The organism is Sphingomonas kyungheensis (assembly GCF_037120395.1).
GTDB lineage: Bacteria > Pseudomonadota > Alphaproteobacteria > Sphingomonadales > Sphingomonadaceae > Sphingomonas > Sphingomonas kyungheensis.
In genome coordinates, this window is sequence record NZ_JBBBDM010000014.1 from 45,308 (window position 1) to 61,653 (window position 16,346).

General features: G+C 68.0%; 18 protein-coding genes and 1 other annotated feature. Of the genes, 15 read left to right on the forward strand and 3 right to left on the reverse strand.

Going from position 1 to position 16,346, the window contains the following annotated elements; all coding sequences use genetic code 11:
- Positions 1-20 precede the first annotated feature (20 nt).
- Positions 21-785, forward strand: coding sequence for an IclR family transcriptional regulator (locus V8201_RS17250; RefSeq protein ID WP_037535078.1), 765 nt, complete (start codon positions 21-23; stop codon positions 783-785).
- A 117-nt stretch (positions 786-902) separates the two neighbouring features.
- On the opposite strand, the gene V8201_RS19070 is transcribed toward V8201_RS17250, so the two are convergent.
- The gene (locus V8201_RS19070; protein ID WP_373276498.1) at positions 903-1,010 is read right to left on the reverse strand and encodes a hypothetical protein; all 108 of its coding nucleotides are present in this window, start codon (positions 1,008-1,010) and stop codon (positions 903-905) included.
- Positions 1,011-1,437: 427 nt separating this feature from the next.
- Here V8201_RS19070 and V8201_RS17255 point away from each other — a divergent pair, with 427 nt between their 5' ends.
- From V8201_RS17255 to V8201_RS17270, 4 genes are all read left to right on the forward strand, one after another.
- Positions 1,438-2,967, forward strand: coding sequence for an alpha-L-fucosidase (locus V8201_RS17255; protein ID WP_235199771.1), 1,530 nt, complete (start codon positions 1,438-1,440; stop codon positions 2,965-2,967).
- Positions 2,968-3,057: 90 nt separating this feature from the next.
- Positions 3,058-4,344 (forward strand): TonB-dependent receptor domain-containing protein, encoded by a 1,287-nt coding sequence (locus tag V8201_RS17260; RefSeq protein WP_336546058.1) that lies wholly within the window; start codon positions 3,058-3,060, stop codon positions 4,342-4,344.
- An 81-nt stretch (positions 4,345-4,425) separates the two neighbouring features.
- Positions 4,426-5,409, forward strand: coding sequence for a glycerophosphodiester phosphodiesterase family protein (locus V8201_RS17265; RefSeq protein WP_336546059.1), 984 nt, complete (start codon positions 4,426-4,428; stop codon positions 5,407-5,409).
- A gap of 22 nt (positions 5,410-5,431) precedes the next feature.
- Positions 5,432-5,686 carry a hypothetical protein gene (locus V8201_RS17270; RefSeq protein ID WP_336546060.1) on the forward strand — a complete coding sequence of 85 codons (255 nt, stop codon included), beginning with the start codon at positions 5,432-5,434 and terminating at the stop codon, positions 5,684-5,686.
- A gap of 99 nt (positions 5,687-5,785) precedes the next feature.
- Here the strand turns inward: V8201_RS17270 and V8201_RS17275 are convergent, their stop codons facing one another.
- A complete protein-coding gene (locus V8201_RS17275) occupies positions 5,786-6,256 on the reverse strand; it encodes a monooxygenase family protein (protein ID WP_271301074.1) in 471 nt (156 codons plus the stop codon).
- Between the two features lie 57 nt (positions 6,257-6,313).
- Here V8201_RS17275 and V8201_RS17280 point away from each other — a divergent pair, with 57 nt between their 5' ends.
- Positions 6,314-6,862 carry a TetR/AcrR family transcriptional regulator gene (locus tag V8201_RS17280; RefSeq protein WP_336546061.1) on the forward strand — a complete coding sequence of 183 codons (549 nt, stop codon included), beginning with the start codon at positions 6,314-6,316 and terminating at the stop codon, positions 6,860-6,862.
- 282 nt (positions 6,863-7,144) lie between these two features.
- Here the strand turns inward: V8201_RS17280 and V8201_RS17285 are convergent, their stop codons facing one another.
- Positions 7,145-8,062, reverse strand: coding sequence for a LysR family transcriptional regulator (locus V8201_RS17285; RefSeq protein WP_336546062.1), 918 nt, complete (start codon positions 8,060-8,062; stop codon positions 7,145-7,147).
- A gap of 105 nt (positions 8,063-8,167) precedes the next feature.
- On the opposite strand from V8201_RS17285, the gene V8201_RS17290 reads away from it, so the two are divergent.
- The 9 genes from V8201_RS17290 (at position 8,168) to V8201_RS17330 (ending at position 15,912) form a co-directional block, all read left to right on the forward strand.
- Entirely contained in the window at positions 8,168-8,866 is a 699-nt protein-coding gene (locus V8201_RS17290) for a pirin family protein (protein ID WP_037535072.1), read from the forward strand.
- Between the two features lie 47 nt (positions 8,867-8,913).
- Positions 8,914-9,741, forward strand: a complete 828-nt coding sequence (locus V8201_RS17295) for an alpha/beta fold hydrolase (protein ID WP_336546063.1) — start codon at positions 8,914-8,916, stop codon at positions 9,739-9,741.
- 88 nt (positions 9,742-9,829) lie between these two features.
- Positions 9,830-10,420: an NADPH-dependent FMN reductase gene (locus V8201_RS17300; RefSeq protein ID WP_037535070.1), complete on the forward strand. Its 591-nt coding sequence runs from the start codon at positions 9,830-9,832 to the stop codon at positions 10,418-10,420.
- Positions 10,421-10,764: 344 nt separating this feature from the next.
- On the forward strand, positions 10,765-11,097 hold the full coding sequence (locus tag V8201_RS17305) for an ArsR/SmtB family transcription factor (RefSeq protein WP_336546064.1): 333 nt from the start codon (positions 10,765-10,767) through the stop codon (positions 11,095-11,097).
- 11 nt (positions 11,098-11,108) lie between these two features.
- On the forward strand, positions 11,109-11,537 hold the full coding sequence (gene arsC, locus V8201_RS17310) for an arsenate reductase (glutaredoxin) (RefSeq protein WP_037535068.1): 429 nt from the start codon (positions 11,109-11,111) through the stop codon (positions 11,535-11,537).
- Positions 11,537-12,823 carry an arsenic transporter gene (locus tag V8201_RS17315; protein WP_037535067.1) on the forward strand — a complete coding sequence of 429 codons (1,287 nt, stop codon included), beginning with the start codon at positions 11,537-11,539 and terminating at the stop codon, positions 12,821-12,823. Before arsC ends, V8201_RS17315 begins: the two co-directional genes overlap by 1 nt.
- A gap of 244 nt (positions 12,824-13,067) precedes the next feature.
- Positions 13,068-13,122: a sequence feature (sul1 is cis-regulatory element that is thought to sense ions involved in sulfur or methionine metabolism; They are found in Alphaproteobacteria), on the forward strand.
- An 87-nt stretch (positions 13,123-13,209) separates the two neighbouring features.
- Complete coding sequence (locus V8201_RS17320) at positions 13,210-14,694, forward strand: SulP family inorganic anion transporter (RefSeq protein WP_271301077.1); 1,485 nt, start codon at positions 13,210-13,212, stop codon at positions 14,692-14,694.
- An 11-nt stretch (positions 14,695-14,705) separates the two neighbouring features.
- Complete coding sequence (locus tag V8201_RS17325) at positions 14,706-15,548, forward strand: universal stress protein (RefSeq protein ID WP_271301078.1); 843 nt, start codon at positions 14,706-14,708, stop codon at positions 15,546-15,548.
- 130 nt (positions 15,549-15,678) lie between these two features.
- On the forward strand, positions 15,679-15,912 hold the full coding sequence (locus V8201_RS17330) for a cold-shock protein (RefSeq protein ID WP_336546065.1): 234 nt from the start codon (positions 15,679-15,681) through the stop codon (positions 15,910-15,912).
- The last annotated feature ends 434 nt before the right edge of the window (positions 15,913-16,346 follow it).

Sequence of the window (16,346 nt, forward strand, 5' to 3'; positions counted from 1 at the left end):
GGTCAGCATTGGGAGAGCGCATGCGCGACGGTCTGAAAGCGTCCTACGCCGCGCCGGCTGTCGAAAAGGCCTTCGAGATACTGGAGATGCTGCGCCGCCAACCCGGCGGCGCGCTGGTCAGCGAGATGGCGGTGCTGCTCGGCCGTTCGGTCGGCGAGTTGTTCCGCATCGTCGTGGTGCTGGAGAAGATGGGCTATCTGCAGAAATCCAGTGCCGACGACCGCTATTCCGTCTCGTATAAATTGCTGGACCTCGCCTTCCACGCCACGCCGGCGCAGGATGTCGTCGCGGCCGCGCGTCCGTTCATGCGGCAATTGGCGAGCGAGGCCGCCCAGTCGTGCCATCTCGTCGTCGTGAACGGCGCCAAGGGTCTGGTCATTCACCGCGAGGAGAATCCGGGCACGCGGGGCTTTTCGCTGCGGCTGGGCGCCGAGGTCGATCTGATGACGAGTTGCTCGGGACAGGTGCTGCTGGCCTTCACCACGGAAGACCAGCGCGCCAGTCTGCTGCATGCGATCGGCTATGAGGCCTATGCGTCGAACGTGGCCCGGCTGGCCGCGGTGCGCAAGCGGGGGTACGAGCAGCGCAAGAGCGCGATCACGGGCGGCGTGACCGATATCAGCTTTCCGATATGCGGCCGCGACGGGTTCGGGGCGGCGGCACTCACCATCCCGTTCCTGGGTCAGATCGGCGGATCGCAGGCGGCCGAGCTGATCGCGGCGCGCGCGCTGCTGAAGGAGGCGGCGGCAGCGACGTCGATCGCGCTCGGTCACCGCCCCGTCTGAAACCGCGCCGGTTGCGATCGCCCGCGACGGTGCGGTCACGGCGTCGGTGCGCTCAGCCGGTCCGTTCCCCCGACAGGAAGCCCGCATGGGTCGGCATCGCCTCGGCTCCCCTCTGCATCAGCGCGTGCATCCGGCGGAGCGCTGCGCGGGCCTCCCCCGGCGGCACCAGGTCGGCGTGTCGACCCGCTGCGTCTGCTTGTAATGCAGGATGACGAAGTCGCGCACCGCCTCGGTCTACGGCGGCATCGGCCGGCTGCGTCGTCGATCCGGCCGGCCTATCCTGTGCCGCCTGCGCCGCGACGGGTGCCCCCGCCAGCGCCACCGCGATCGCGAGCGCCGAACTGGCCACCATGATGTGATCGTTACCCCTCGTTGCCCTCTCCCGTCGCCCGAATGACGCGGATCGTTGCCCGACGGCGTATCACGAGTCTTCACATGTGAAAATAGATATTCGTATATGGTTGTAGATGGCCGCTGGCTCGCCGATGACCCTTGCGTCCAAGGCCAAGCCCTGCGATGACAGCAGAGGTCACATATGAAAATCAATTCTCATGAATGGCCGAGGCGAAATGGCGGGCCGGATAGGCTACCGTCTCATGCGTGCGCGGCGGATCGATAGCGGCCTTCGCAGCCGACAAGGGAGGATGACGAGGTGAAGATCAGCAAGCGCGAAATGCTCGGGGGCGTGGTGGGGACGACGGTGGCGGCTGCCGGCGCCGGCCGTGCCGTGGCCCAGGCGATGCCGGCCATCGCACCGGGGCCGTTCCAGCCGACGACGACATCGCTCAGCGCCTATGATACGCCCGCCTGGTTCCGCGATGCCAAGTTCGGCATCTGGGCGCATTGGGGGCCGCAGGCGGTACCCGGCCAGGGCGACTGGTACGCCCGCTTCATGTATACGCCCGGCCACCCGCATTACGACCATCACGTCAAGACCTACGGCCACCCTTCGGAGAAGGGCTATAAGGACATCATTCCGCTGTGGACGGCGGACAAGTTCGACCCGGAGGCGCTGGTTGCGCGCTATCGCGCCGCGGGTGCGCGCTACATCGTCTCGATGGGCGTGCATCACGACAATTTCGATCTGTGGCGATCCCGGCATCATCGCTGGAATGCCACGGTGATGGGGCCGAAGCGCGACATCGTCGGCGAGTTGCAGGCGGCGGCCAAGCGTCACGGCTTGCGCTTCGGCGTGTCGGAACATCTGGGGGCGAGCTACACCTGGTGGTATCCCAACCATCTGTACGATCAGTTCTGGCCGAAACTGGGGGTCAGCTACGACGGCGCCGATCCCCGCTACGCCGATCTCTACCACGACAATCGCGACGAACCGTTCATCAACACGCCGGCGTCCTGGTATACCCGGAACGCGGCCTATCAGGCGCACTGGCTCAAGCGGATCCGCGATCTGATCGACAGCTACAAGCCCGATCTGCTCTATTCGGACGGCGGGTTGCCGTTCGGCGACATCGGGCGGCAGATGCTGGCGCATTACTATAACGGCGGCTCGAAGCGCGGCACCGTCGACGTCGTCTACACCTGCAAGAATCTCGGCTCGGGAGAATTCAGCGACGCCTGGTCGACGCAGGACGTCGAGCGCGGCGCGCTGACCGGGATCAACCCCAAGCCATGGCAGACCGACACTTCGAACGGCGACTGGTTCTACAAGCAGGACGACACCTACAAGACGGCGGCGCAGGTGATCGCGACGCTCGCCGATGTCGTCAGCAAGAACGGCAATCTGCTGCTCAACGTCGTGTTGCTCGGCGACGGCAGCCTTCCCCCGCAGTCCGAGCAATTGCTGGATGATCTTGCCGCGTGGATGACGGTCAACGGCGAGGCGATCCACGGCACGCGGCCCTGGACGCGGTTCGGCGAAGGGCCGACGCAGGGGACCGAGGGCGCCTTTTCGGAAAAGGCCGATTATGTGGATGGCGACATCCGCTTCACCACGCGCGGCAAGACCCTCTATGCCATCACGCTGACCGAGCCCAAGACCCGCCTTGTCGTGACGGCGCTGCGCAGCGGGGCGGACGGTCGGTCCGACACCGTCCGCGCCGTGCGCCTGCTCGGCCACAAGGGGGCGCTTTCCTATCGTCAGACCGCGGAGGGTCTGGTCGTCGACCTGCCCGCCACCTTGCCGTCACGCCATGCCAGCGTGGTGGCGATGACGCTTGCCTGATCGGTCGCCCCACCATGTCGCCACGGCGGCGGCGGCGGCGGCGGCGGCGGCCTTGGCGCCTATGATCCGTCGGCCGATTCGGGGCTGGTGATGCAGGCGCAATATCGCGCGATCCAGACCGATTTCTATTCGACGCAGGGCGACCTGTCGGTGACGCGCAAGCTCGATACCGGCTTCGGCACGCACGACATCCGGGTCGGCAGCTATGGTTCGCTGTGGGGCCAGACGATGTTCACCGCCTATCAGAACTATCTGATCCAGGTGAGGTCGCAGCCCCGCGTGCTCGACCTCGCCGCCTATGCGGCGAGCGGCGCGGTGCTGGGCTATGTCACCGACCATGGCTCGCTCAACGATGCGGTGTCGCTCAATGCCGGCAACGTCGATGGCCAGCTGATCGCGCTCTATGGCACCGACAGCTGGGACATCACCGACCGGCTGCGCCTCGACGCGGGCTTCCGCCACGAATGGTATAGCTACAGCGGCTATGACCGGCTGACCGGGGCGTATAACCTCGGCGATCCGACGACGCTGGCCGACAACAATACCCGCGGCTTCACGGGCGCGATCGGCACGCTGCGCCTCAAGCAGCAGGCGACCAACTGGACGGTCGGCGGCAATTACGATCTCAGCCGCCATATCGGCATGTATCTGCGCGCGTCGCAGCTCGACGTGCCGCAGAACACCACCATCGCCTTCACCTACCCCACCCCCGCGGTGGTTCCGACCAAGGCCAAGCTGTACGAGGCGGGCGTCAAGCTCGCTGCGGGCGGATCCTATCTGTACGTCACCGGCTTCTACACCAAGTTCGATCCGCTGAACGCCAGCTTCGCCGGCTTCAACCCGGCGACCGGCCGCGCCGATGTGACCACCACCTTCATCGGCACCGCCGAGACCAAGGGGATGGAGGCCGATGGTCGCCTGCGCCTGCCCGGCCCCTTCTCGCTCGCCGGGTCGGTGACCGTCCAGCACCCGCGCTACCTCAACTTCAGCAGCAACACCGGCCTCGACGGCAGCCGCGCCAACGGCAAACAGATCGTCCGCGAGCCCAGGCTGTTCCTCAACGTGCGCCCGACCGCCGATGTCGCTTTCGGCGCCACCAAGGTCAGCCTCTACGGTCGCTACGATTATGTCGGCCGCCGCTACACCGACTTCTTCAATTCCACCGCTCTGCCGGCCTATGGGTCGTTCGGCCTCGGCGGGATCGTCTCGGATGGCGCCTGGCAGGTGCAGGTCGTCGGCGACAATATCACCAACGCGCACGGCTTTACCGAGGGCAATACGGCGGGCGACCGGTTCGGCCAGGGCGTGCCGACCGCGATCTTCAGTCGCCCCCTGTTCGGCCGCAACGTGCGGCTGATCGTCAGCCGCTCCTGGTGAGCCCGCGCTGACCGTGATCGCGCCGGAGAGGGTAGCCGACCGGGCCCTTTCTCCCATCCCCGTCTCCTGTGAAAGCCTGCCATGTATCGTCCGCTTCTCGCTCTCGCCGTTGCGGCGCTCGCGCCCTCCACCGTCCAAGCGGCCCCCGCCGATGCCCTGCGCCGTCTCGCCGACCCCGATGGCGGCCTGATCGTCATCGCGCATCGCGGCTGCCACGAAGCCGCGCCGCTCCACGCTTTGGGGAGCAAGCCGGAAAACTCGATCGCGGCGCTGCGCCAGTGCGTCGCGCTCGGTGCCGACGTGATGGAAACCGACGTGCGTCGCAGCCGCGACGGCCATCTCGTCATCCTGCACGACGACAGCGTCGACCGGACCACGAACGGCACCGGCAAGGTCGCCGACCTCAGCCTCGCGCAGTTGCAGGCGCTACGGCTGCGTCAGGACGAGGGCGGCGCGACGGCGGCGCTCACCGACCAGACGATCCCGACCCTCGACGACCTGCTCGCGCTGGCGAAGGACCGCATCGTCCTCAACCTCGACGTCAAGGACATGATCTACGGCGAGGTCGTCGATGCCGTGCATCGCGCCGGCGCGCAGGACCGGGTGATCGTCAAGACCTTCGCCGGCGTCGCCTCGGTCCCGCTGGCGACGATCCCGCCCTATGACCGCGTGCCCTTCGCCGTCATCCCGATCACCGCCGATCCGGCGGCGGGCGATGTGCCGCAGATCATCGCCAGCCAGATGCAGGGGCGGATCAGGCCGATCGCGGCCGAACTGCCGGTCGTGCCGCTGACGACGCTGCCCGTGATCATGAGCCGTGCGAAAGCACTCGGCGTGCCGGTCTGGATCAACACGCTGTTCAAGGGCTTCGTGACGGGCATGGGCGGCGACCCCGAAGCCCGGCAGGACCCCGCCGCAATCTGGGGGCGCCTCGCGGCTATGGGCGTGCGCCTGATCCAGACCGATGCCGTCGAAGCGCTGCTGCGCTATCGTGAACTCCGCCGACGGGCGCCGCAGAGCACCGGGCGCAACGATCGGGGTCACGCCCCCCTCCCGCGCCCGTAGCCGATCCGCTACGGATGGCGCGATGGCCAGAAAGAAGCGCTACCTGACCGCGACGATGGCCGACAGCTATGTCAAGACGATCGGTCCCACCGCCGCGCCATTCACCCATTACTGGCGGATCGTCGCGCATCTGCATAACGGCAAGACGGAGGTATTCTGGGGCCACACGACCTCGATCAAGGAAGCCGCCGCCAAGGAAGCGCTGACGCAGCAGGCGGCCAAACGACACGGATGGAAAGGCTTCGATTTCGAGGTCGTCGAACTTAGCGAACAGTGACGCATCCGACGCTGCCCGCGGACGGATGGCATGACCATCACGGCCTTGGCGTCACGGGAACAGAGGCGCCGAACGCCGCCAGGCCCTCATATCCCACCCTCAGCCGACGGAAGCCGCGCCGCCCTGGATCCTGGATCGAGCCGACAGGAACGGGCCGTCCGGGCGCCGCTCCGCCGCAAAGTGCTGCAGACCGACGGGCTCCGGCATGGCGACGTACAGCGCCTCCACGCCGCCCCTGGCGTGATAGGTTTCGTGCCAGAATCCTGCCCCTGCCGACAGTGCGCGGACATCGCGCCACCAGTCGGCGTGCGGCCCGCCGCGCGTGAAGCGCTCCAGACTATCCATATCCTGCCAATATTGGCGGAAGCCGAAGTGGGTCAGGCTGAACATCATGCCTTCATGCGCCAGCAGACCGTCAGGCCGGTTGCGGGCGATGGCATGCAGGCCCGGTCCGATCCGGCGCAGCGCGCGCAGGCCGCGCCATCCCTTCACCCGGAAGCCGAGCAGGATCATGACGAGATCGGGATAGGCCGAAAGATCGACCGATTGGCGGTTGATCGACGCTTGCATTGTCGGGCTCCCTGTCGTGTACATCGTACACATAGGCTGTTGGTGTACGATGTAAACATGGGCGACCCGAAATCCGTCGATCTACCGGCGCGTCTCGTTGCGGCTGCATTGTCCGCGCTTGAGCGGGGCGAAGACATCGGCCTGCGCGCCGTCGCGCGCGATGCCGGCGTGTCCGCGATGGCACCCTACCGACATTTCCGTGACAAAGCGGCGCTGTTGGCCGCGGTGGCGATGCGGGGCTTTGTCGACCTCAAGACCGCGCTGCTCGCGGCCGATGCGCAGCGCGACGCGCGCGCCGCACTGATCGCGCAAGGCGAAGCCTATCTCGCCTTCGCCCGCGCCCGTCCGGCCCTGTTCCGCCTGATGTTCTCCGGGCACGATTGTGGCCCGCCCCCCGTCGAGGACAATGCCTATGGGGTCATGGTACGGCGCGTCCGACAGCTCGCGCCGGCCGATCCGGACGCCGCCACGCTCGCCTGCTGGTCAGCCGTGCACGGCATGGCGACGCTCGCGCTCGACGGTGGCTTACCGCCCGGAGACGCTCGGCTCGAACATGCCGCGCTGTCGCTCGTCGTGGCCGGCCTGGCTCCCCCGGATTCTGGTTGAGCGGTAAGGGTCGTTCGCGGCAGTCCGCGCACTATCCAGCTTCACCCATCCGTTCACCCCGAGGCTGACAGCGCACGGCGCATGATCGGTTCATGGATAACAGGAATGGAAGGCAGGTAGCGGCGGCGGACCTTGCCCGATACCGCCGCCTCTCCCGAAGAGGCTGATAAGACAGGGCTGTCCGGGCTTGGGCGAAAGCGGAACGTCCGCTTCGCAGCGGCGTGATGTCGCTCCGCTCATCCGTCAGGCGCCACCGATCGATGGCGCGGCGGTTCGTTTCGCCTATACTGCATCGCAACCCCAAGGCGCGTTCGCCAGCTCGCGGGCCAGATGGTCGATGAGCGCCTGCACCCGCAGCGGCCGCAACGGACTGGGCGGCATGACGAGATGGAGGCCCAGCGGCGTCACCGTCCAGTCCGGCATCGCGACCGCCAGCTGGCCGTCGCGCAATTCGCGCCAGATCAGGAATTCGGGCTGGATCGCAAGGCCCTGCCCGGCGACGAGCGCCGGGTTGAGCAGATCGGCATTGTCGGTCCAGACCCGCACCGGCGGTTCGACCGCCTCTTCCCCGAAGGTCGGGTGCGTGAAGCGCCACATCCGGGAGGCACCGCCCGTATAGGCGAGCGCGCGATGCTGGCCGAGCTCGGCCGGATGCGTCGGCATGCCGTGGCGATCGAGATAGGCGGGCGAGGCCACCAGCAGCAGCCGGACCGGGCAGAGCCGGCGCGACAGCAGCGACGAATCGTCGAGGCTGGCGATCCGCAGCGCGACATCGAAGCCTTCCGCCACCAGGTCGACCTTGCGATCGCTCAGCGCAAAATCGACGGTGATCTCGGGATAGGCGTCGAGGAACGCTGGCAGCGTCGCGCCGAGATAGGCGATGCCGAACGACAGCGGCGCGCTGATCCGCACGCGCCCGCGCGGCACGTTGGATTGCTCGCCGGCTTCGTCCTCGACCGCCTCGCCCTCGCTGAGGATGCGCGTCGCGCGGTCGAGCGCGGCGCGGCCCGCATCGGTGAGCGCGATGCGGCGCGACGTGCGCGCGATCAGCGTGAGGCCCAGCCGCGCCTCCAGCCGGGCGATCGCCTTCGACACGGTGGGATCGGACATGCCCATCGCGCGCGCCGCACCCGAGAAGGAGCCGTGTTCGGCGACCCTGGCGAAGATCGCCCAGGCTTCGAGGTCGGGAAGACGCTTCACCATTTCCGGCAAGGATGAGATGCCAAGCTTGCCGTTTCGTCAAGTGCGATCGAGGCGCATCTTGCGGTCATCGGAGCAGCAACGCTCCCGCCAGGAGACCGAACCATGATTGACCGTCGTCCCTTCCGCAGCCTCGGTGGCGCCAATCACGGCTGGCTCGACGCCAAGCATCATTTCTCGTTCGCGGGCTATCATGATCCCGCCCGGATGGGCTGGGGCGACATCCGCGTCTGGAACGACGATACGATCGCGCCCGGCACCGGCTTCCCGCCGCATCCGCACGCCGACATGGAGATCATCACCTATGTCCGCGAAGGGGCGATCACCCACCAGGATTCGCTCGGCAACATCGGCCGTACCGAGGCCGGCGACGTGCAGGTGATGAGCGCGGGATCGGGCGTCCGCCACTCCGAATACAACAGGGAGGCCGGCACCACCCGCATCTTCCAGATCTGGATCGAGCCCAAGACGCGGGGTCAGGCGCCGTCGTGGGGCGCCAAGCCCTTCCCGCGGGGCGCGCGTTCGGGGCAGTTCGTGACGCTGGCCAGCGGTTTCGCCGACGATGCCGACGCGCTGCCGATCCGCACCGACGCGCGGATCGTCGCCGCCACGCTCAAGGCGGGCGAGAGCGCCGACTACCCGCTCGGCGCGGATCGCCACGGCTATCTCGTCCCCGCGACCGGCACGATCGAGGTCAACGGCACCCGTCTGGAGGCGCGCGACGGTGCCGCCATCGCCGCGGAGGCCGTGCTCCGCGTCACCGCGATCGAGGATGCCGAGATCGTCCTCGTCGACGCCGCCTGATCCCCCATCCGTACCGCGTATCCTCACAGCTGCAAGGGAGACCCGTCATGCCGTTCATCACCACCGCCGACGCCACCGACATCTTCTACAAGGACTGGGGCGCCAAGGACGCGCCCGTCGTCATGTTCCATCATGGCTGGCCGCTCAGTTCGGACGATTGGGATGCGCAGATGATCGCCTTCGTCCAGAAGGGCTATCGGGTGATCGCCCATGACCGGCGTGGCCACGGCCGCTCGACGCAGAGCGCCGGCGGTCACGACATGGACAGCTATGTCGCCGACGTCGTCGCGCTGACCGACGCGCTCGACCTCAGGGATGCGGTCCATGTCGGCCATTCGACCGGCGGTGGCGAGGTCGCCCGCTATGTCGCCCGCGCCAAGCCCGGCCGGGTCGGCAAGGCGGTGCTGGTGAGCGCGGTCGCGCCGATCATGGTCCGGACCGACGCCAATCCGGACGGCGTGCCGATGGAGGTGTTCGACATGGTGCGCGAGCAGACCGCCACCAACCGCGCGCAATTCTACCATGACTTCACCCTCCCCTTCTTCGGCTACAATCGCGAGGGTGCGGCGGTGAAGGAGGCGGTGCGGCTCAACTGGTGGCGGCAGGGGATGATGGGTTCGGCGCTCGCGCATATGCTCGGCATCAAGGCCTTTTCCGAAACCGACTTCACCGACGACCTCAAGGCGATCGACGTGCCGACGCTGGTGCTGCACGGCGAGGACGATCAGGTCGTGCCCTTTGCCACCACCGGCAAGATGTCCGCCGGACTCATCAAGGGGGCAAGACTCATCTCCTATCCCGGCCTGCCGCACGGCATGCCGGTGACCCATGCCGAGCGGATCACCGCCGACCTGCTCGCCTTCATCCAGGGGTGACCGACGAGGGCGCACGGGGCGGTTGCGCGCCCCGTGCGTTCGCACGACAGGCAGGCATCACAGGCCGGCATCACAGGGAGACGTCGCGATGGGCGACCGGATACTGATCTTCTATGGCTCCTACCGTTCCGACCGGCAGGGCATCGCGCTTGCCGAATGGCTGGTCGGCGCCTTCGCGGCGCGGGGTGCAGCGGCCGAGCTGGTCGACGCCAAGGCGCTCGATCTCCCGATGCTCGACCGCATGTACAAGGAATATCCCGAGGGCGAGGCGCCGCCCGCGCTGGAGACGCTCGCCGCGAAGATCAGCGCGGCCGACGCCTTCGTCTTCGTCGCCGGCGAATATAATTGGAGCGTCCAGCCCGGCCTCAAGAACCTCACCGACCACTTCCTGGAGGAATGGTATTGGCGGCCGGCGGCGATCGTCAGTTACTCGGCCGGGCGGTTCGCCGGCGCGCGCGCCGGGCTCGCCTGGCACGGCATCCTGTCCGAGATGGGCATGGTGGTGGTGTCGAGCACGATCGCGGTCGGCGGGATCGGCCATGCCTTCGACGCGGCGGGCGCGCCGGCGGGCGATGGCGGCGCCGCCCTCAGCCACGCCTTCCCGCGCTTCGCCGACGACCTCGGCTGGTGGACGGAGGCCGCCCGCAGCCAGCGCGAGCGTCGCGCTCCGCCCTATTGATCCGGTGACGGGCGATGCGCGCCGGCCTCGCCGCCGAACGCCGGACTCCGCATCGCGGCCGGGCGGGACGATGACCGGAGCCGTCCTCATCCGGCCGCCGGCCAACTGACGCCCGCCGGACGGGCGGCATCCGCCGGTCCATCCGGGCGGATCCGGCCGGGACGCGCGCCTCGCATCCGGATGGCGGACCGGGGGAGGCCGTCGCCGCGAACACCGAGCCGCCGGTCCGGCTTGCGGGCGGATCGTCCCGAACGCCATCGCAGCATGCGGTCCCGGACACCGATTGCGGCGGAAAACCGCCAGACACGGCTATCGCACCACGAGATATCCGCTATGCTGGATATATGGATAAGAACTTGGCGATCACCGCGCTGGGCGCGCTCGCGCAGGGTACGAGGCTGGACGTGTTCCGGCTGCTGGTGCGGCACGAGCCGGACGGCCTGGCGGCGGGCGATATCGCCCGTCAGTGCGACGTGCCGCAAAACACCATGTCGGCGCATCTCGGCATCCTCGCGCGCGCCGGCATCGTGCGCGCCGAACGGCACGGTCGATCGATCATCTACCGTGCCGACCTCGACGGTCTGCGCGCGCTGACGCTGTTTCTGGTCAAGGACTGCTGCGCAGGCTCACCCGACGTGTGCGCGCCGCTGCTCGCCGAACTCGCCCCCTGCTGCTGAAAGGACGCCCCGTGGCCGTCGATATCGTCATCTATCACAACCCCGATTGCGGCACGTCGCGCAACACGCTCGGCCTGATCCGCAATGCCGGCATCGAGCCGCACGTGATCGAATATCTGAAAACGCCGCCCTCGCGCGCGCTGCTGGTCGAGCTGATCGACCGCGCCGGCATGACGCCGCGCGCGCTGCTGCGCGAGAAGGGCACACCCTATGCGGAGCTGGGCCTGGGCGACCCGGCGCTGTCCGACGAGGCGCTGGTGGATGCGATGATGGCGCATCCGATCCTCATCAACCGGCCGCTGGTCGTCTCGCCGCTCGGCGTGACGCTGTGCCGGCCGTCCGAAGCGGTGCTCGATCTGCTGCCGCGCGACCAGCTCGGCGCGTTCGCGAAGGAGGACGGCGAGCTTGTGGTGGACGCTTCGGGCCAGCGCCTCGTCTGATGCTGCTGGCCGTCCTGATCTTCGTCGCGACGATCGCGCTCGTCATCTGGCAACCCAAGGGCCTCGGCATCGGGTGGAGCGCGATGGGCGGTGCGATCGTCGCGCTGCTCGCCGGCGTCGTCACCTTGTCCGACGTGCCGGTGGTATGGGGGATCGTCTGGAACGCGACCGCCGCCTTCGTCGCGATCATCGTCATCAGCCTGCTGTTGGACGAAGCCGGATTCTTCGAATGGGCGGCGCTGCATGTCGCCCGCTGGGGCAAGGGGCACGGACGGCGGCTGTTCGTGCTGATCGTGCTGCTCGGCGCGGCGGTGTCGGCGCTGTTCGCCAATGACGGCGCGGCGCTGATCCTGACGCCGATCGTCATCGCCATGCTGCGCGCGCTGGGCTTCCGGGACAGAGCGACGCTGGCGTTCGTCATGGCGGCCGGATTCGTCGCCGATACCGCCAGCCTGCCGCTGGTCGTCTCGAACCTCGTCAACATCGTATCCGCCGACGTCTTCGGGATCGGGTTTCGCGACTATGCCGCCGTGATGGTGCCGGTCGACCTCGTCTCGATCGCCGCGACGCTGGGCGCGCTGCTGCTGTTCTTCGGGCGCGACATCCCGCAGGATTATGACGTCGGGGCGCTGCGGGCGCCGCGCGAGGCGATCCGCGACGCTGCGACCTTCCGCGCCGGAGGGATCGTCCTCGCGCTGCTGCTCGCCGGCTTCTTCCTGCTCGAACCGCTCGGCGTGCCGGTCAGCGCCGTCGCCGCGGCCGGCGCGATCCTGCTGCTGGCGGTCGCAGGCCGCGGCCATGTCATCCAGACCGGCGCGGTGCTGCGCGGCGCACCCTGGCAGGTCGTGATCTTCTCGCTGGGCATGTATCTCGTCGTCTTCGGCCTGCGCAACGCCGGCCTGACGGATCATCTGGCAGCGCTGCTCGACCGCATCGCGCAGGGCGGCGTGTGGGGCGCGGCGCTGGGAACGGGCGTGATCGCAGCCCTCCTGTCGTCGCTGATGAACAACATGCCGACCGTTCTGGTCGGCGCGCTGTCGATCGACGCGACGCATGCGACCGGGGCGGTCAGGGACGCGATGATCTACGCCAACGTCATCGGGTGCGACCTCGGCCCCAAAGTGACGCCGATCGGCTCGCTCGCGACCCTGCTGTGGCTCCACGTCCTCGGGCAGAAGGGCGTGCGGATCGGCTGGGGCTATTATCTCCGGGTCGGGGTCACGCTCACCGTGCCGGTCCTCCTCGTCACCCTCGCGGCGCTGGCGCTGCGGATCGGACAGGCCTGATGCCTGCGCGCGCCGGACCGATATCCCGGCGTCGATCCTCCGGCCGTCCCCGAACGGCGCGAAGCGTCGCTATGGTCGGAGGGGCAGCGCTGGTGCAGCCCGAACGCCACCGCCACGGGCCGGTCGCGCCTCGCGACGGCGCGACGATCCTGACGGCCGGGATCGGCGGACCGGAAGGCCGAGGCGACGCCACGGATGTCCGCAGTTGCAATATGGGCCGATCAGTGACTATCTAAGGGCCTTCGACGGACCCGGATCGATTCGGGTGGCTCGGCCCGGCGCCTATCCCCGGGATAACCATAGCGAATTTGGGCCTCGCTTCCGAGCATCGTTGATCGAACGCGTCTGACGGCGTGCGCCCCTCGCTATTGCGATCAGGTTTCTACATGACATTTGCTACTTCGCTGCGACGCGAATGGCTCTCGAACCCGCGCGCGGACGTGCTGGCGGGTATCGTCGTCGCGCTCGCGCTGATCCCGGAGGCCATCGGCTTCTCGATCATTGCCGGCGTCGATCCCAGCGTCGGGCTGTTTGCCTCCTTCTCCATCGCCGTCATCATCTCAGCTGTGGGCGGACGCCCCGGCATGATTTCGGCCGCGACCGCGGCGATCGCCGTTCTCGTCCTGCCGCTGATCCGCGATCACGGCGTCCCGTACCTGTTCGCCGCCACCATCCTGATGGGGCTGATCCAGGGCGTCGCCGGCTTCCTCAAGCTCGACCGGCTGATGCAATATGTGTCGCGCTCGGTCATCACCGGCTTCGTCAATGCGCTCGCGATCCTCATCTTCGTCGCGCAGCTTCCCCAGCTCACCCACGTCGGGTGGGAAACCTATGCGATGGTCGCGGCGGGCCTGGCGATCATCTATCTGTTCCCGCGGCTGACCAAGGCGATCCCGTCGCCGCTGGTCGCGATCGTCATCCTGACGATCGTCTCGATCTTTGCCGGCGTGCACGTCAACACGGTGGGCGACATGGGCAAGCTGCCCTCGTCGCTGCCCGCCTTCGGCATCCCGCAGGTGCCGTTCACGCTGGAAACGCTGCGCATCATCTTCCCCTATGCGCTGACGATGGCGGCGGTGGGCCTGCTGGAATCGATGATGACCGCGCAGATCGTCGATGATCTGACCGACACGCCATCGAACAAGCGCCGCGAGATGAAGGGACAGGGCATCGCCAATGTCCTGACCGGCTTCCTCGGCGGCATGGGTGGCTGCGCGATGATCGGCCAGTCGGTCATCAACGTGAAGTCGGGCGGCTCGACCCGCCTTTCCACCCTCGTCTCGGGCGTGTTCCTGCTGTTCCTGATCGTCGTGCTGGGGCCGCTGGTCGCGCGCATTCCGATGCCGGCGCTGGTCGCGGTGATGATCATGGTGTCGATCGGCACCTTCTCCTGGGGATCGATCAGAACCCTCAGGAGCCATCCGTGGCAATCCTCGGTCGTCATGCTGGTGACGGTGCTGGTCGTCGTCTCGACGCACGATCTGGCGCAGGGCGTGGTCGCGGGCGTGATCCTGTCCGGCCTGTTCTTCGCCGGCAAGGTCAGGCGCCTGTTCGACGTGACGTCCGAGCTCAGCGCGGACGGCCGGACGCGGACCTACCGCGTCTCGGGTCAGGTGTTCTTCGCCTCGTCCGAGCGGTTCGCCGACGCCTTCGACTTCAAGGCGGTGCTGGACACGGTCGTCATCGACCTGACCGCCGCGCATTTCTGGGACATTTCGGCGGTGGGGAGCCTCGACAGGGCGATCCTCAGGTTCCGCCGCGAAGGCACCCATGTCGAGGTCGTCGGCCTCAATCAGGCGAGCGCGACGATGGTCGATCGCTTCGCCGTCCATGACAAGCCCGGCGCCGAAGCGGCGCTCGGCGCCCATTGAGGAGAGGGCTTATGAACCGCATATTGGCCTGTATCGATGCATCCGCCTATGCGACCAGCGTCGTCGATCTGGCGGCCTGGGCCGCGACCCGGCTCGGCGCCGATGTCGAGCTGCTGCACGTCGTCCAGCGCCGGGAGGCCGTCGCATCGCGCAACGATCACAGCGGCGCGATCGGCCTCGGCGTCAAGAGCGAGCTGCTGGAGGAACTGACCCGTATCGAGGAAGCGGCGGGGCGTCTCGCCATCGAGGAAGGGCGCATCCTGCTCGACGCAGGCGGCGCCCGCCTCACGGCACGGGGCATCGCGGTCGCGCCGTTGCACCGGCATGGCGGGATCGTGGAGACGATCGTCGAGCGCGAGGCCGATGCTGCATTGGTCATCATCGGCAAGCGCGGCGCGTCGGGCGCGTTCGCGACCGACCATATCGGCTCCAAGGTCGAACGCGTCGTGCGCGCCAGCGACAGGCCGGTGCTGATCGCCTCGCGCGACGCCGCGGCCCCCGACGCGGTGGTGATCGCCTTCGACGACAGCCCCGCCGCCTGCCGCGCCGTCCGTCATGTCGCGACCTCGCCGCTGTTCCATGGTCTGCCGGTCCATCTCGTCATGGCGGGGCCGGACGACGGCCGACACCGCGACCGGCTCGGCGCAGCCGCAGCCGCGCTGCCCGCCTGTGCCGAAACCGTCCTGCGTGACGGCAAGGTCGATGCGGTGATCGGCGATCATATCGCGGCGCATCCCGGCGCGATGCTGGTGATGGGCGCTTACGGCCATTCGCCGCTGCGCACCCTGATCGTCGGCAGCACGACGACGACGATGATCCGCACCGTCTGCGCGCCGGTGCTGCTGATGCGCTGACATCGCCGGGGACGCAGCACAGCCCGGTGCCGCGCCGAGGCGGATCGACAGCGGCGATCATCGCGGGTGCATCCGCTGCGGCGATGCGCCTCGCCTGCGCCGAGGAGGGCCTGGCCCGAAAGGACGCACCATGCCGACCGGTACGATCAGATATCTCGACCGGGGTGGAGCCTGGGGCTTCATCTCGCGGGACGACAAGCAGCCCAAGGTCTTCGTCCACGTTCATGCGGCGGAGCGCGCCGGCTTTGCCGGACTGAGGCGCGGCCAGCGCTGGCGCTTCACGCTCGTCGAGCGCCCCAAGGGCGGGTTTGAGGCCGATGATCTGGAAATGCTGGGCGATCAACCGCCCCCGCCCGGACGATGAGCGGCTTGCCAGAGACGAACGGCCGGCGGGATCGTCTGCGCCGTCCCGCAGGGCATGCTCTTGCGGGACTGAGACGGCTCGCCTCGACGCAGCTGCCAGGACGAGCCCGTCGCAGGCCGCTGTGGGGAAGGACGAGGGCGGAAGCTCCGCTCCTGAGGCGCCGTCGGCGCCCCTGCCCCCTCCTCCGTTTTCAGCTGAACCGCGCCATCTGATACTGCCGGGACAATATGGTCCCGGGACGCCCGCACCGACCGAGCAAGTCCCAATGTCTCATTGGCGAGTATCCCCGTCCAAAACGTCCTTCAGCACACGCCGATACCGGCTGACCTATCGAGGCAGGCTTTGCCGTTCAGGACGAGCGTACGGGTCCCGTCGATTGCCGGACGATAAGCTGATGGCCATGGTTCAGACACATCACTGGGGGCCTATCCTGA

Bases quoted from the DNA above. Each gene is read 5' to 3' on its own strand.
- V8201_RS17265 (WP_336546059.1), top strand. From the start codon at position 4,426: ATGTATCGTCCGCTTCTCGCTCTCGCCGTTGCGGCGCTCGCGCCCTCC.
- V8201_RS17320 (WP_271301077.1), top strand. From the start codon at position 13,210: ATGACATTTGCTACTTCGCTGCGACGCGAATGGCTCTCGAACCCGCGC.
- V8201_RS17300 (WP_037535070.1), top strand. From the start codon at position 9,830: ATGGGCGACCGGATACTGATCTTCTATGGCTCCTACCGTTCCGACCGG.
- V8201_RS17270 (WP_336546060.1), top strand. From the start codon at position 5,432: ATGGCCAGAAAGAAGCGCTACCTGACCGCGACGATGGCCGACAGCTAT.
- V8201_RS17250 (WP_037535078.1), top strand. From the start codon at position 21: ATGCGCGACGGTCTGAAAGCGTCCTACGCCGCGCCGGCTGTCGAAAAG.
- V8201_RS17325 (WP_271301078.1), top strand. From the start codon at position 14,706: ATGAACCGCATATTGGCCTGTATCGATGCATCCGCCTATGCGACCAGC.
- V8201_RS17315 (WP_037535067.1), top strand. From the start codon at position 11,537: ATGCTGCTGGCCGTCCTGATCTTCGTCGCGACGATCGCGCTCGTCATC.
- V8201_RS17305 (WP_336546064.1), top strand. From the start codon at position 10,765: ATGGATAAGAACTTGGCGATCACCGCGCTGGGCGCGCTCGCGCAGGGT.
- V8201_RS17330 (WP_336546065.1), top strand. From the start codon at position 15,679: ATGCCGACCGGTACGATCAGATATCTCGACCGGGGTGGAGCCTGGGGC.
- V8201_RS17275 (WP_271301074.1), bottom strand. From the start codon at position 6,256: ATGCAAGCGTCGATCAACCGCCAATCGGTCGATCTTTCGGCCTATCCC.
- V8201_RS17295 (WP_336546063.1), top strand. From the start codon at position 8,914: ATGCCGTTCATCACCACCGCCGACGCCACCGACATCTTCTACAAGGAC.
- V8201_RS17260 (WP_336546058.1), top strand. From the start codon at position 3,058: ATGCAGGCGCAATATCGCGCGATCCAGACCGATTTCTATTCGACGCAG.
- V8201_RS17290 (WP_037535072.1), top strand. From the start codon at position 8,168: ATGATTGACCGTCGTCCCTTCCGCAGCCTCGGTGGCGCCAATCACGGC.
- V8201_RS17280 (WP_336546061.1), top strand. From the start codon at position 6,314: ATGGGCGACCCGAAATCCGTCGATCTACCGGCGCGTCTCGTTGCGGCT.